Annotated in this window: 15 protein-coding genes; 2 read left to right on the top strand and 13 right to left on the bottom strand. The window is 44.9% G+C overall.

The features are described 5' to 3' along the window. Window positions 1-150: 150 nt before the first annotated feature. From QUB16_RS00560 to QUB16_RS00545, 4 genes are all read right to left on the bottom strand, one after another. The gene (locus tag QUB16_RS00560) at window positions 151-1,656 is read right to left on the bottom strand and encodes a metallophosphoesterase (protein ID WP_333313271.1); all 1,506 of its coding nucleotides are present in this window, start codon (window positions 1,654-1,656) and stop codon (window positions 151-153) included. Window positions 1,657-1,786: 130 nt separating this feature from the next. Beyond that, complete coding sequence (locus QUB16_RS00555) at window positions 1,787-2,332, bottom strand: hypothetical protein (protein WP_333313269.1); 546 nt, start codon at window positions 2,330-2,332, stop codon at window positions 1,787-1,789. Window positions 2,333-3,172: 840 nt separating this feature from the next. Further along, window positions 3,173-4,117, bottom strand: a complete 945-nt coding sequence (locus QUB16_RS00550; RefSeq protein WP_333313268.1) for a sigma-70 family RNA polymerase sigma factor — start codon at window positions 4,115-4,117, stop codon at window positions 3,173-3,175. A 451-nt stretch (window positions 4,118-4,568) separates the two neighbouring features. Next, window positions 4,569-4,706: a hypothetical protein gene (locus QUB16_RS00545; RefSeq protein WP_333313266.1), complete on the bottom strand. Its 138-nt coding sequence runs from the start codon at window positions 4,704-4,706 to the stop codon at window positions 4,569-4,571. Window positions 4,707-4,844: 138 nt separating this feature from the next. Between QUB16_RS00545 and prfB the strand changes: the two genes are divergently transcribed. Then, window positions 4,845-5,961, top strand: a protein-coding gene (gene prfB / locus QUB16_RS00540) for a peptide chain release factor 2 (protein ID WP_333313264.1) whose coding sequence is annotated in 2 segments (ribosomal slippage) — window positions 4,845-4,916 and window positions 4,918-5,961 — 1,116 coding nt in all. Because the reading frame shifts where the segments join, the coding sequence is not laid out codon by codon here. Between the two features lie 194 nt (window positions 5,962-6,155). Then, window positions 6,156-6,350, top strand: a complete 195-nt coding sequence (gene rpsU, locus QUB16_RS00535) for a 30S ribosomal protein S21 (protein WP_006632476.1) — start codon at window positions 6,156-6,158, stop codon at window positions 6,348-6,350. An 11-nt stretch (window positions 6,351-6,361) separates the two neighbouring features. Here rpsU and QUB16_RS00530 read toward each other — a convergent pair whose 3' ends face one another. From QUB16_RS00530 to QUB16_RS00490, 9 genes are all read right to left on the bottom strand, one after another. Continuing rightward, a complete protein-coding gene (locus QUB16_RS00530; RefSeq protein ID WP_333313263.1) occupies window positions 6,362-7,825 on the bottom strand; it encodes an AtzE family amidohydrolase in 1,464 nt (487 codons plus the stop codon). Window positions 7,826-7,849: 24 nt separating this feature from the next. Continuing rightward, window positions 7,850-8,026: a DUF4089 domain-containing protein gene (locus tag QUB16_RS00525; protein ID WP_333313419.1), complete on the bottom strand. Its 177-nt coding sequence runs from the start codon at window positions 8,024-8,026 to the stop codon at window positions 7,850-7,852. Window positions 8,027-8,145: 119 nt separating this feature from the next. Beyond that, window positions 8,146-8,607 (bottom strand): KGK domain-containing protein, encoded by a 462-nt coding sequence (locus QUB16_RS00520; protein WP_333313261.1) that lies wholly within the window; start codon window positions 8,605-8,607, stop codon window positions 8,146-8,148. A gap of 97 nt (window positions 8,608-8,704) precedes the next feature. Further along, window positions 8,705-9,157, bottom strand: a complete 453-nt coding sequence (locus QUB16_RS00515; RefSeq protein WP_333313259.1) for a hypothetical protein — start codon at window positions 9,155-9,157, stop codon at window positions 8,705-8,707. 173 nt (window positions 9,158-9,330) lie between these two features. Beyond that, entirely contained in the window at window positions 9,331-9,477 is a 147-nt protein-coding gene (locus QUB16_RS00510) for a hypothetical protein (RefSeq protein ID WP_333237027.1), read from the bottom strand. Window positions 9,478-9,496: 19 nt separating this feature from the next. Further along, window positions 9,497-9,991 carry a KGK domain-containing protein gene (locus QUB16_RS00505; RefSeq protein WP_333313257.1) on the bottom strand — a complete coding sequence of 165 codons (495 nt, stop codon included), beginning with the start codon at window positions 9,989-9,991 and terminating at the stop codon, window positions 9,497-9,499. Between the two features lie 89 nt (window positions 9,992-10,080). Further along, complete coding sequence (gene codA / locus QUB16_RS00500; RefSeq protein ID WP_333313255.1) at window positions 10,081-11,349, bottom strand: cytosine deaminase; 1,269 nt, start codon at window positions 11,347-11,349, stop codon at window positions 10,081-10,083. A gap of 183 nt (window positions 11,350-11,532) precedes the next feature. After that, window positions 11,533-12,024: an ureidoglycolate lyase gene (locus tag QUB16_RS00495; protein WP_333313253.1), complete on the bottom strand. Its 492-nt coding sequence runs from the start codon at window positions 12,022-12,024 to the stop codon at window positions 11,533-11,535. A gap of 105 nt (window positions 12,025-12,129) precedes the next feature. Further along, window positions 12,130-13,680 carry a cobyrinate a,c-diamide synthase gene (locus QUB16_RS00490; RefSeq protein ID WP_333313251.1) on the bottom strand — a complete coding sequence of 517 codons (1,551 nt, stop codon included), beginning with the start codon at window positions 13,678-13,680 and terminating at the stop codon, window positions 12,130-12,132. Window positions 13,681-13,740: the final 60 nt, after the last annotated feature.

Genomic DNA, 13,740 nt, shown 5'->3' with positions numbered 1-13,740 from the left:
AAGGAGTCAAAGAAATTGCTGAAATAGAGTGCGGTGCAGAAGTTCTTGACGGCGACATCGACTAAATAATAATGCAAGGACGATCGTCCTTGCATTATTATCCCAAGTTAAATGGGTAGCCGATTTTTGGAGAAATAAAACTTGTGGATATTACAAAACAAACTTCACGAAAAAGGGATGACCCCAACCTTTGATTTCATTAAGTTTACCCCACTTCACTCCATCAGTGGAAGTGTAGAAGTTGGCACCTGAACATTTGTTCTTGCTGAGACCGGTAGGACAAGCATAGGTCAAAGTCAGAGAGTGACCCCCTACCGAATAGGTTACACTACCTTTTGTGCCAACGGGCCCCGCATAATCCTGTAACCAGAACTTTATTTTTTGGCCTGGAATAATCTGCTGAGGGGGACTGACGACATAATGACCGTCCTCATCGTTAGATTGAGTTAAATTCAATGTAGACGTTCCGTTGGAGTTGTCAATAGTGACATAACAAGAATAATCCATCGATATTGCCGAAAAAATCACTGAGTCGGGAAGAGCAGAATAAGGGCTTATTTGATAAGATGTATTCTCCTTAATCACCTGATAAATACTGGCTTGACAGTTATCTGTATCAACCACCGAGAAAGTAACCCCTTGAGGCGGAATATCAGGACTTGAAGGACATTCAAAACCATTATTAGCGTACTTAACAAAACCATTGGTTATACCTAGCTTGGGGGTATGGGTATGTCCTAAAACAATCAAGTCTGAGTCAGACATTATAGCAGATCGTTGGGCAAACCAAGCAATATAAGTCCCATTTAAATCGGCGATCGCAGATTTTGCCGTGGCTGATATACCATAATCAGAAACCCACTTGTTCTGCAAATTACGGTACACTTCCTTCGCTTGTGCCATAGTGGTTGTTTGACCGTTTGGTAAGATAATCGGCTCATCTTCCGGGATTCGAGTCTCTTCCATAATGTAGTCGAGAACTAAATTAACTAACCCTATAGATCCCGAAGAAATTGCGGCATCAACTGAGGAGACTAACCCCTGTAAATTCATTGAGTTAGGAGCACCTTGACCCTGCAAATCAGCAACAGTTTGTCCGGGTTTAAGTGTTTTGTTTAACATATAAGCCACTGAGCGGGTAATGAAATAGCCCAGAGGTAATGGGCTAATTTCAGTGTCGAGGTAGGGGGCATTAAACATCGTAAATATATGCCCGTGAGTAAAGGCAATCTTTTTGCCTCCGGCAGTCTGGACATAATAAATTGGGTCGGGACAATATTTGATTTGATAATTTGATGAAGTTTCAATTTGGTGCAAATCATGTTCAGCGACCTCCATATCATGGTTGCCATTGACATAAGTCACCTTTCCTTGTAAAGCCGTCAAAGCCTGATTTAACTTTCCATTCACTCCAAAAATATTGGGATTAGCGTTTAGGAAATCAGTAAAGGTAGGGGGTTGACGATCGGGAGGATAAGTCCAAGAATCGAATATATCACCGAGTAAAATTAGCTCTTGAATTGAGTCTGACTCACGGATAACATAATCTAGTATGGCTGATAGATATGGTTCGTGGAAGTTTTTTTGATACCAGTTTGTGGGTTCATTTGTACTGATGTGTATGTCACTTAAGACAATAATTTTATTCTTTGACATTTTGATTTTTATCTTGATAACGGGCTAAAAAAAATCTTGTATGTTGGGTTTGGCCTTCGCTAAACCCAACAGAAACAGACACTTGAAAAGGTGCGTTCCGTTACCGCTAACGCACCCTACTTGCTATTTTTTAGGAACGAGAAATCCGATAGCGAACTTTGTAATCCCAGGTGGACCAACCAAGACCTTTTTCCTTCATTAGCCAGGAGCGCTCCTCAAAGGCGGGTCCTGTGGCGGAAATTTCTAATTCGGTAGCACCGAGTAAGTCATCTTTATCCAAACCAGCGAAAATGCCTACTGCCTTTGTAGCTACTGAAAGAATCGTTCCCGCCGTAACTCCTTGTGGACCTGTCGCTGCTAAAGCAGCTGAAACAGCACCGCTAATTTGGTTAACTGTGTCGCCGTACTTAGCCCAGTCTTTTCCAGCATCTTCGTCGTAAGCCTTGATTCCGCCTTTGACGCTTTGTCCTGCTGGGATGTCGCCTTCAAATAAAACGGTGTCCTCTGGACGGAAGGTTTTGGTTTGCTTGTCATTGATTTTGATAGGGCGCGTCGCAATTACTTTTGTGACTTCCCCGCCTACCAAAGCACCGAGGAGATAAAAATCGTCAGCACCAGTTATATCTTCAGTATTTCCGCAAAAGACATCAATTAATTCGATTTTCAGCTTCGGCATCTTTTTCTCTCACTCTTGTGTTTAGTTTTGTGCTGAAAAGGGCATTTAATTAATTAGCATTTCAATGCTTGGTTCGTGCCCTTTCCATCTATAAGACGATCTCAAATCGCCATTTATGAATTTTTGAGGTAGAGAAGTTTTTGCCTTAACTGAATGCACGCATAAAACTAGATGCAAGAAAGAGAGACTTTTCGGACTGTATCAGTCCTGGACTTTTAATATCTCAGCCATCAATGCACGATTTTTCTCAGAAACCGGGTTTTTTGCGTCCAAGACTATATATAGCGGTTCGATCGCGTTGTGAGGTATGCGGGCGAATCCGCGAGCCCATGCCCCTGTGCCCGTCAGCGCACCTCATGTTACTGAGACAAAGGCTATATGTTGCAACTTTTTCAGTGTCTCCCCGTCAAAGCTAAAACGAACCCATGACAAAACCAACCATCAGGTAACTGAGGCTGAAGTTGCGTTCCCTACGAAGAGACGCTACAGTTTTTGTTGAATTGCCTGAAAAAATTGCCAGCAGCATCCGTATCGCCATTGTCCAAATGCTAAGAGCGTTCAGGAAAATGCGATCGCAACTTCTTCACTAACTTTGTGAAATATGCGCCTTTGTACTCAGCTACTTTAGTCCTGGACGCATGGGGGTCCAGAAACCGGGTTTTTTTACGAGTGTACTTCCTTACAGCCCGCACCCAAGGTAAAAAACCCGGTTTCTAAGCATCGCGCCGTGCGTCGAGGATTGTACTTTTTAGATGGAAAAGAGCCGCCGCTATCCATCCACAGCCACCAGCACCGATGGGAATCTAGTCGATCGAGCTTGCTGAAAACCGACAAAATTTTTTATTGAGTTTTTATTAAAACCTGTGTTAGCTGCCAAACACACAGCGTCGCCTTAAACCGCCGACAAGCATTTTGCTTTACTTCTAATTGCCCGTCGGATTGAGCCGAAATTATCGCAGACTCTATCTGCGGCTCGGATAGTGCAGGCTCTTGCGGTTCCGCACCGGCAACTATAGCTACTTCTTGTATCTTTTCAGATAATATAACAGTCTCGATCGCAATGGGTTCAACTCGCACCGTCTTGGTGGACTCCTCCCCTTTTGGAGACTCCACCGTCTTTTGGGACTTTTTCCCTTTTGGAGACTCAACCCTCTTTTTCGACTCTTCCCCTTTTGGAGACTCCTCTCCATCAGTAGAATCATCCCCGATCCAATATCCCTTTAACTCAAGACGCAGAATGGCCCGCGCCTGGGAGATCCGTTTGCAGACATTCTGGTAGGAAATATCTTGCTGTTGGGCAATCTCTTGATAAGAGAGTTCTTGATAAAAGTGAAGCATAAAAGTCTCGCGCATCTTAGGCGATAAGTTATCGATAGCGCGCCGAATCACCATCTTTTTCTCGTCTTTCTCCAGAGCGCCCAGGGGCGTATCATGCACAGAAACCAGTTCTATTTCCTCGACTGAGGCGATCGCTTCTATATTCTCAACTCTTTTCGCTGCTCGATCGCGCGAGCGATGAATATCTATGCAGAGATTGCGAGTCAGTCGAGTCAGCCAAGCCTTAAAATTGGTAATTTCTCCCGCCGCATACTTTTGCGCCTTTTCCCAAGCTTTGAGCATCGCCCGACTGAGCGCATCTTCAGCATCGGTTGGGTTATTGTTCATCCATTTGAGACAGCAACGATAAATATCGTTTTGATTCTGCTGCCAAAGCGACCAAAAAACAGTGCCGATATCTTCCTGGCGATCGCGTGAAAACACAGATCCTTGACAATTTAAGTTCATACCCCTACCAACTTGATAGCATCATGGAAATTAGGAATTATTCAAGGGCTTTTCCCTTGTTTGATGCACCGTGATGGGAGATTTTGTAGATAATTTTGAGATCGGGAAAAGGGCGATAGCAATTCTTGCAGTCAAAAACAGCGCACGCTACGCCAACGCTTAATCTCCAACCAGAGCCTTCTATAGCAATCCTTGCAGGAGTCGTAAATTTTTTACCCCACCCCAACCCTCCCCGTTCTAGGGGAGAAAGCAAGAAATTCACACATGATGCGAGGATTGCTATAGGTTCGCTCAAGGTATGGCAAAACCCAACAGATAAGCTCAAGAGGGCATTTTATTGATTGCCACCTGAATTCCTGTTTCTGCCCTTCCCTTCTATAAGACGATTCCCAAGGGCAATTTCTGAATTTTTCGAGGGAGGGAATTTTTTGCCCGATCGGCATCGCTTGGGTTATTGTCGATCGACTTGAGACAGCCACGGTAAATACGAGCTCGATCCGGCTCCCATAACTGCCAAAACACCCTCGCTTAGATATTCCGGGCGATCGCCCCACCGTGAAAACCTAGCTCCTAACGCATCTAAATTCATACCCATCTGCCCGACTCAACAAATTTTCTGCTCCAAAATATACGCTACGAATGAAGCAAAATCTGGATTTTTGTCTTCACAGACGGCCGATATCGATCTAAAATAAACAAGACACCCCACAACGCCGGAGAACTCACAGTGGAAGTTCTAGACATCAAACACAATATCGAAACATTGTCCGATCGACTGGGTGCAACCCAGGACTATCTTTGACATCCCCGCACTTACAGCCAAAATTCAAGACTTAGAGCAAATCTGCGCCCAACCAGCATTTTGGGACGACCAAGATCGAGCTCAAGAAACTCTCCAAGAACTTAATGACTTCAAATCTCATTTAGACCAATATCGCGGCTGGCAAACGAGCTTGGAAGATGCTAAAGCGATTTTAGAACTGCTGGAGTTAGAAGCCGACGAGTCCCTGTTCCAAGAAGCCTCATCGAGTCTTTCTCAGTTAACCCGCGAACTCGACCAGTGGGAACTGCAACAATTACTATCTGGGCCCTACGATGAAGGCGGCGCTGTTTTGACGATTAACGCCGGGGCCGGCGGCACAGATGCTCAAGATTGGGCCGAAATGCTGCTGCGGATGTACACCCGCTGGGGGGAAAGTCAAGGTTACAAAGTACATTTAATGGAAATTTCCGAGGGAGAGGAAGCAGGTGTTAAATCGGCTTCTTTGGAAATTGTCGGCCGCTACGCTTACGGTTATATGCGATCGGAAAAAGGCACTCACCGCTTGGTCAGAATTTCGCCTTTTAACGCTAACGACAAGCGTCAAACCAGTTTTGCAGGCGTCGAAGTGATGCCCATTCTCGATCGATCCGTCAAGTTGGACATTCCCGAAAAAGATTTGGAAATCACGACTTCCCGCGCTGGTGGCAAGGGCGGGCAAAATGTTAACAAGGTAGAAACTGCTGTACGCATCGTTCACATTCCTACCGGTTTGGCCGTGCGCTGCACTGAAGAACGCAGTCAGTTGCAAAATAAAGAAAAAGCTCTGGCATTACTCAAGGCTAGACTGTTGGTCGTTGCTAAGGAACAACGGGCTTCGGAAATTGCCGAGATTCGCGGCGACATGGTAGAGGCAGCTTGGGGCAACCAAATTCGCAATTATGTTTTTCACCCATACCAAATGGTCAAGGATTTGCGTACTGGAGTGGAAACAACCGCCATCGCAGATGTAATGAACGGCGAATTAGAGCCGTTTATTCAAGCTTACCTGCGACAGGAAAATCAGTTGGTCAGTAGTCAGTAGTCAATTGACAGTAGTCAGTAGTCAGTAGTCAATGAGGACTTCAGTCCGCAAAAAAGCAGGACTTGCATTCCTCACTACGAACCAATTTTCTGGTATGATTTTTGGGTTTTGGTCGATCGCGCGACCTTCAACAGGTCGCGCGGCCAAAAACCTTGATATGATAAAACTTGATCTACCGAACAAAAGGAGAAATAATGACCCAAGTTGTAATAGGCGAAAATGAAGGGATTGAGTCAGCCCTGCGACGGTTTAAGCGACAAGTTTCTAAAGCGGGTATTTTCCCCGACATGAGAAAGCACCGCCACTTTGAAACCCCGTTGGAAAAGCAGAAGCGCAAAGCTATTGCCAGAAGGACTAAGAGACGCTTCCACCGCAATAACAAGCCCTAGAATTATTAGCACTAAATTGATTCGGCAGATATAATGCCTTGCGATTCTAGTACCGCAGCGACTCGGAGAATCACCGCTTCGCTGTAGGGAGCACCAATAATTTGTACCCCCAAGGGCAAAGCGCCGGGCCGCTGTACGGGCACGCAAAGAACGGGCAAGCCAATAAACGATAGGGGTTGGGTGAACAGTCCGAGATTGGGACGCACTAAGATTTCTTGTCCGGCTATTACCATTTTCTCGACGCCAATTTCAGGGGCAGCTATCGGGGTGGCGGGTGCGAGGATGATGTCTGTTTGTTGGAATATTTCGCGAATTCGATCGCGGTACCACTGTCTGAATCTCTGGGCTTGCAAGTACCAAGTCGCAGGGATCAGGGTTCCCGCTAAAAAGCGATCGCGCGTGGCAGGATCGAAGTCTTGAGGGCGCGATCGCAAATTATCTAAATGCAAGTTTCCCCCCTCGCAGGCGGTAATGATAAATGCCGCAGCCCGGGCGCGATCGGATTCCGGTATGCTGACAGTTGCAAGCCCCCCTATTTTTGGGGGGTTTGTTGTTTTTTCTGTGCTAATACCACAATCCAAGACATTTGTCAAGGCTTTAGCAACTATTTCTACAGCATCCATTGCTTCCGGTTCGGCCCCTGTGGCGAAATACCCCTCAGCAACAGCAATTCGCAATCCTTCAATGCCTTGATTTAACTGCGGCGAACAAAGTTCTGGCGGGCGTTGAGTGCAAACTGGGTCACGAGAATCAGGGCCTTGCAGGATATCGTACAGCAGCGCCATATCTCCGATCGATCGCCCAAACGGCCCCACACAATCCAAACTACCCGAAAATAAATAAGCGCCAGCCCTGGACAAACGGCCGTAAGTAGGCTTAAACCCAAAGACACCGCACAAAGCAGCCGGTACGCGGATGGAACCGTTAGTATCAGAACCGAGAGTGATGGGTACAAAACCGGCGGCGACTGCTGCTGCGGAACCGCCGCTGGAACCGCCGGCGATGCGCGTAGTATCGCGGGGATTGCGAGTCGGGCCGTAGTGACTGTTTTCCGTGACGAAACCGTAGGCGTACTCATCCATGTTGAGAGTACCTACGAGCACAGCCCCGGCTTGTTTTAGTCGGGCGACCACCGCCGCGTCCTGGGTAGCCGGAGGATTGTCAGCGTTGATTTTTGACCCAGCTAGAGTGGTAATTCCGGCGATATCGAACAGGTTTTTGACAGCGAAGGGAACGCCTGCTAAAGGGCCTGGGTTTTGGTTATTTGCGATCAAATTATCTATATTTTCGGCTGCTGCGAGTGCGCTTGATGCAGTGATGGCAGTAAAGCAATTAAAAGCTTTATCCTTAACAGCAATCCGTTCCAAAGCAGCACTTACCGCCTCTGTAGCCGTAACCCTACCACATTTAACAGCCGCTGCCGTAGCAACCGCATCAGCCTTATCTAAAAAACATCTGCGTTCATCTGCGTTCATCTGCCCTCATCTGCGGTTAAAAATTTAAGGTTCAAACACTGGCGCGACTTCTACTTCTTGAGGTAAAGGGAATTCAGTAACGAGTCGGGCGATCGCAGCTATTCTCTCGAAGTTTACCACAACGCCTGGACGATGTTCCGGGTCTAAGGGTAAGTTTATCAGTTCGGCCGTGCGATCGACATATTCTTCTATATTTATCATTAGTCCATCCCAAACAACATCAGCGTTCATCCGCGTACATCTGCCCTCATCTGCGGTTGAAAATCTAAGGTTCAGATATAGGTGCGATCGATTATTGTATTGTAATCGCGATCGGGCTGTCAGTTATTATTGCTCAGTTTTTTGTATTCCTCGGATTGTCTGATATCATCTAAAGGAGATTTTGGCTCTAGTGGTTCATCAGGACAAAACTTTATACATACCTGTGTTTGACCCAACTGTAAATCTTCCTTAACTTCGATTTTAATCTTTCCTTTTTGCCAACCCTTAGAACCGATTTTGAGAACTTGACAATCGATTCCTTCGTTAGGGGACTTCCAGTTTATTTCCGATCCATAAATTATTATTTTTTCGTTAACTCGCAGCTCGTTCATACACTCAATTATCTGCTTGTTACCACCTTGGTTATTAGATCCTACTACATAAGTTTCAAGTATCTTACTAAACTTGCTGGCGGTTAAGTTTTTAAACCTACGCACCAGAAAAGTAGCTTCATCGAATAACAAAACATCATCATCACCGACTGTCTCATAGTTATTATTAGATTTAATTTCATCGTTCATTTTTTTTTACAAAATTCTGCTGCTTCCTATTTGATACCATTTGAAGGTATTTGAGTCAAGGTGGTAAAGAAACAATTTGCGATCGCACTTTTCCCACTCAAACACTGACAGTTTCTCGCAACTTCTCAACGGCAACATCCAGCGGAGGCAAAGCAAAATCCTCAGCATCCATCAATTCCTTAACCTTCTCAAAAATCTCAACCTCCGCCTCTTCCTGATCCGTCAGCTTATCATAAAAATAAGGGTCAGTAAACCACTGCTCAAAAGCAAACCTTAACACCCCATTCGGGTCAAGCATAAACTGCCAATACTTAGAAACTCGGTTATCAACTACTTCAAACAGCGGTGCGGGAGTCTGTATGGGATAATAGCTGTAATTATCATCACAAATATAGTACCAAACTATTCCCTGCGACGAGCGGATTGCATAAACAACATATTCCTTGCCAACAGTCAACGGCAATTCAACCTTTTTAGTATAACCTCTTGCCGGATCGATATAATTTTCCGGGAGAACTGCCCCAGTATTAGCAATACAGCGAACAATCATAACTTATCTACCTATAAATTCTTAGGTGCTATTTTAGGATATTGTCGTTTAAACTTTAATTCAACTTGTTGCAAAATTTTTGCATTTTCAAACCAGTGTACTTGTACGGAAGCTCCGTTAATTGTAACAGCCTGAATGCTAGTCATCTTATACCAATCTTCAGGATTGCCTCCCTAGAGAGCAACCAGTCTGGAAACATCCCCTAACATATCGTCAGGCCCGCCCTGAATAGCTCTACAATTACCAGACTTAGCATCTTGCAGCAGCAGTTGCTCTGGCAAATTTCTCGGACTCTCATCGGGAATAGCACCTCGATCCATAGTTTAGCAGTTTCAGATGTCAGTTGTTATTAGCGAGTTTTTTATACTCCTCAGATTGGCGGATGTCATCTAGAATAGATTCCGGTTCGGCAAGTTCATCAGGACAAAATTCACAATCTATTTTGATGTTCACATGATAAGGCGTACAATTTAAAGATGCTTTTATTCTAAGCTTACCTTTTTGCCAACTTGGGGAACCGATTTTTAGAAGTTGGCAAGCCATGCCTTCTGGAGGAAAAATCCATTGACCTTTATCCACTTGTAGAGTTAGCCCGCCTATCGAACAATCAAAAAGCGACTTATAAACCATTAATTGCCCAGTATTGGGTATTTTTTCTTCAAGATTTTTAGCAAGCTTCTGCCTCATTAATTCTTTAAATCTTTCAACTGTAAAAGTATCTTTATCAATCATCAAAATATCTGTATCGCACTCTAGGTCTTGAAACTTAGCGTTCATATTTCTTTGTGTGAATAAATTATCTAAAAATATATCATCTCTCATGATATTAGTCAATGCTGCTTTTTAAGCTAGATCCATTTTGATTTTATATCGCGAAGACGGTTGTTGTTTGCACAGCGCCCAATTTAAAAAAAGTTGCGACTTCAGAGTACGAGAAAAGTTGTTTTCGCTGGTACTGTTTCCGCCAGCAACTTACCCCGCGAAATCACATACAGAACTGCAGCGCGCCTCCTAATAGCATCATAACAATCATCAGCATCCAACACAATCAAATTTGCAAGTTTCCCCGCATCTATCCCATAATTATCATCTCCCAGATTGAGAGTTTTAGCACCGTTGACTGTCACCATATTAAAACAAGCTGCAATCTCAGCCATTCCCGTCATCTGACAAACATGAACCGCCATATGAGCGACATCCAACATATTTCCCGTACCTAAACTATACCAAGGATCTTGCACGCAGTCGTGGCCAAAACTCACATTCAATCCCTGCTGCCACAACTCCTTAACTCGCGTCACCCCACGGCGTTTGGGATAAGTATCAGCGCGGCCTTGCAGGGTAATATTAATTAAAGGATTGGCAATAAAATTAATTCCCGATTTTGCCAAACTTCCCATCAGCTTAAAAGCATAAGCATTGTTATAAGAACCGAAGGCAGTCGTGTGGCTTGCAGTCACCCGCGAACCCGCCCCGCTTCTAATCGCACAAGCCGCTACAACCTCCAAAAACCTCGACTGTTCATCATCGATTTCATCGCAGTGAACATCTATTAATCTATTGTATTTTTCCGCAAGTTCAAAAATTCGCTCAACCGACTTCACCCCATCTTCCCGCGTCAACTCATAATGCGGAATCCCGCCCACAGCATCCGCACCCATATCCAGAGATTTCTCTAAAAGTTTGTCATTTTCTGGACTTCCGTAAATCCCGTCTTGGGGAAAAGCCACAACTTGCAGAGTCATCCAATCTTTGACTTGTTCACGAACTTCCAAAAGTCCTTGCAAAGCTGTCAGCGTCGGTTCGCTAACATCAGCGTGACTCCTGACAAACAAAATCCCTTGAGACGCTTGCAGCCTTAAAGTTTCTACAGCCCGTTTTTTGACATCATCCAGAGTTAAACTTTGCTTGCGTTCCCCCCAGATGTGAATTCCCTCGAACAAAGTGCCGCTTTGATTCCATCGCGGTTCCCCCGCAGTCAAAGCAGAATCGAGATGAATGTGCGACTCCACAAAAGGAGGACTAACTAATTTGCCTTGAATGTCGATTTCGCGTTCCCCAAGTTCTGAGATGTGCGACGAAACGGCTACTATTTGCTCATCCTCGATAGCAATATCAACCGTTGGGCGATGATCGTCCGCACCTAACAAACGACATTCGCGCAGAACAATGCTATACTTTTGCTCAGGCATGACAATTGCACTTATTTTAACACTTGTAAACTTTATCCTTCCTAGTTGCGATTGGGCCTAGTGAGACAAAAAGAATTCCCCAATCACTTGCGAACCCCCTCCTTCTCCTCCTCTGCGTCCTCTGCGCCCTCTGCGGTTAAAAAATCTTACTCAAAAAACCAACCTATAACCATAATCACCAAATCAGACAATCTCAAACTCCAGATAGTGATTTTTCACAAAATCAAAAGTAAAATGGTCAACCACATTAGTATCGCTCAATTCCAGATTGTAAAAATCAACAAAATCCGCATCAAAATACGGCCCAGCGTGCCAAGTCCCCACATCTAACTTAATAAAACAATTGCCCGGAATCCGAAAAGCAACAACATCATCTAAACTCGGTTTATCACTATCCCCAGGAGGCGCAACCGCCATCAACCAATCCTTCCCATCCAAAGAACCCAAACACTGAGTACATTCAACGTGCCGCGTAATTTTGCGAAACTTGCGGCCTTCCTTCTGGAGCCGCATAATGTAAAATCTAGGAACACCATTTTGCAAATTTAACTGAGCATCCTCAGCATCGAAACACTTGCCATCAACAGCCGCAAAGATAACTTGACCGTAACTCCGAAAATTCTCCGGTGTCACCCATTGTGCGGACAACTGCTTAGTCGAAATTGATTCGCTCATAAATCCCAACACCCCTAGCTTGATCCGTCATCAACATTCTAATACAGTAACTCCTCAACACCTCTCTCTTCTCTTCTCTGTGTCCTCTGTGTCCTCTGCGGTTAATTAAATAAAAAAATCTAGTTCGCTTTCTCGATCGCCCAAAACACCCTTACAATTAAAATCAGCACACTGCTGCAAAAAACGAGCCGGAATATCAGGCCGAGCACCCCAATGCAAATGCAAATAAGAAGCGTGCACCTGACAAACTCCCCAACCTTCAGCAACCGCCTCAACTTCCCCCCGCTTCCCATACCTCCAACTGTGATAAACTGGATTACTCGGTTCAACAGTTAAATGCGATCGATGAAACTCATGTCCCCAAACCTCATCAAAAGCAGTTAACACCGAACTATCCCTCACCGCAACAGCTTCTCGGTATCCCAGCGTCAAACGCTTTCCCATCGCAGCAGCAGTTTTCAACACTCCCACCCCAGGCCAAGAATTGCCATCGAAGTCTACAATAGAATCGCACAAATACATCAAACCGCCGCACTCCGCATAAGTTGGCATTCCCGCAAAAATAGCACTTCTTACCGCATCCCGAATTAAAACATTACCGCTCAATTTTTGAGCAAACACTTCAGGAAAACCACCACCAAAATATAAGCCTTGCACATTGTCAGGAAAAACCGAGTCATCAAGGGGACTCCAAAATACCAACTGGGCACCCAACTCTTCCAACAAATCAAGATTGTCCTGATAGTAAAAATTAAAAGCCCGATCGCGCGCAACCGCAATCCTCACTCCAAATTGTTTTCCCAAACAGTTGACAACATCATTTTTTTGAGTTATAATTCCCGAAGGGAGACTGTGCCTACCCGAAAGTTGCTCAGACCCCTCACCCCCCCCATTTCGAGTTGCAGCCAACAAAGGCAAAAGTTGCTCCCAGTCAAAACTAACAGCAGCCAAATCAGCCAACTTATCGATCGCAGCATGAAGATTCGGCAACTCCTCAGCAGGAATCAAACCCAAATGTCGATCGGGAATAGTAACAGCCTCATCCCTACGCAAAACGCCCAAAATAGGTAAATTGAGCGGTTTTAGAGCATCTTGAAGCAGTTCCAAATGTCGATCGCTCGCCACCCGATTCAGCACCACACCGGCAAATTTAAGGTCAGGGTTAAAAGAACGAAAACCGTGGGCGATCGCAGCCACAGAACCAGAGAGCCTGCTGCAATCTATCACAAACAATACCGGCAAATTCAGCAAATAAGCAACATGAGCCGTAGAAGCAAAGGAAAAATCATAATTACCTTCTTCTTTTCGATAATTAATCCGTGTATCCGTCTCAAAATCCGTGTCGTGGCTTCGTGATTCCTGATTCCTTCGACTCACTCCATCAAATAAACCCATTACCCCTTCAACTAAGGCATAATCGACATCTGGAATCTGACGAGAAAAACACTTTTTCACATAAGATTCAGACGTTAATACCGGGTCTAAATTCCGACAGGGGCGACCAGTGACAAAAGCATGAAACATCGGGTCAATGTAATCCGGGCCTACCTTAAAAGATTGAACATTCAAGCCGCGACGGATTAAATAAGCTAAAAGGGCGATCGTTACAGTAGTTTTTCCCGCCCCGCTGCGTTCGCCAGCAATTACTAAACTCATAGTTCTAGTTAGTTAAAATAAATAATAGATAAGATTGCCAAAGTCGCTTTCCAATCAGGA

Source organism: Microcoleus sp. D3_18a_C4 (assembly GCF_036702415.1).
Lineage (GTDB): Bacteria > Cyanobacteriota > Cyanobacteriia > Cyanobacteriales > Microcoleaceae > Microcoleus.
The sequence above is the reverse complement of the archived record's forward strand: the minus strand, read 5'-3'. Positions and strand labels throughout refer to the sequence as shown.

What these genes read in the sequence shown, in the direction of transcription:
- rpsU (WP_006632476.1), top strand. Translation starts at nt 6,156, where the DNA reads ATGACCCAAGTTGTAATAGGCGAAAATGAAGGGATTGAGTCAGCCCTG.
- QUB16_RS00490 (WP_333313251.1), bottom strand. Translation starts at nt 13,680, where the DNA reads ATGAGTTTAGTAATTGCTGGCGAACGCAGCGGGGCGGGAAAAACTACT.
- QUB16_RS00510 (WP_333237027.1), bottom strand. Translation starts at nt 9,477, where the DNA reads ATGGATCGAGGTGCTATTCCCGATGAGAGTCCGAGAAATTTGCCAGAG.
- QUB16_RS00545 (WP_333313266.1), bottom strand. Translation starts at nt 4,706, where the DNA reads ATGAATTTAGATGCGTTAGGAGCTAGGTTTTCACGGTGGGGCGATCGC.
- QUB16_RS00525 (WP_333313419.1), bottom strand. Translation starts at nt 8,026, where the DNA reads ATGATAAATATAGAAGAATATGTCGATCGCACGGCCGAACTGATAAAC.
- QUB16_RS00555 (WP_333313269.1), bottom strand. Translation starts at nt 2,332, where the DNA reads ATGCCGAAGCTGAAAATCGAATTAATTGATGTCTTTTGCGGAAATACT.
- QUB16_RS00495 (WP_333313253.1), bottom strand. Translation starts at nt 12,024, where the DNA reads ATGAGCGAATCAATTTCGACTAAGCAGTTGTCCGCACAATGGGTGACA.
- QUB16_RS00550 (WP_333313268.1), bottom strand. Translation starts at nt 4,117, where the DNA reads ATGAACTTAAATTGTCAAGGATCTGTGTTTTCACGCGATCGCCAGGAA.
- codA (WP_333313255.1), bottom strand. Translation starts at nt 11,349, where the DNA reads ATGCCTGAGCAAAAGTATAGCATTGTTCTGCGCGAATGTCGTTTGTTA.
- QUB16_RS00520 (WP_333313261.1), bottom strand. Translation starts at nt 8,607, where the DNA reads ATGAACGATGAAATTAAATCTAATAATAACTATGAGACAGTCGGTGAT.
- QUB16_RS00515 (WP_333313259.1), bottom strand. Translation starts at nt 9,157, where the DNA reads ATGATTGTTCGCTGTATTGCTAATACTGGGGCAGTTCTCCCGGAAAAT.
- QUB16_RS00560 (WP_333313271.1), bottom strand. Translation starts at nt 1,656, where the DNA reads ATGTCAAAGAATAAAATTATTGTCTTAAGTGACATACACATCAGTACA.
- QUB16_RS00530 (WP_333313263.1), bottom strand. Translation starts at nt 7,825, where the DNA reads ATGAACGCAGATGAACGCAGATGTTTTTTAGATAAGGCTGATGCGGTT.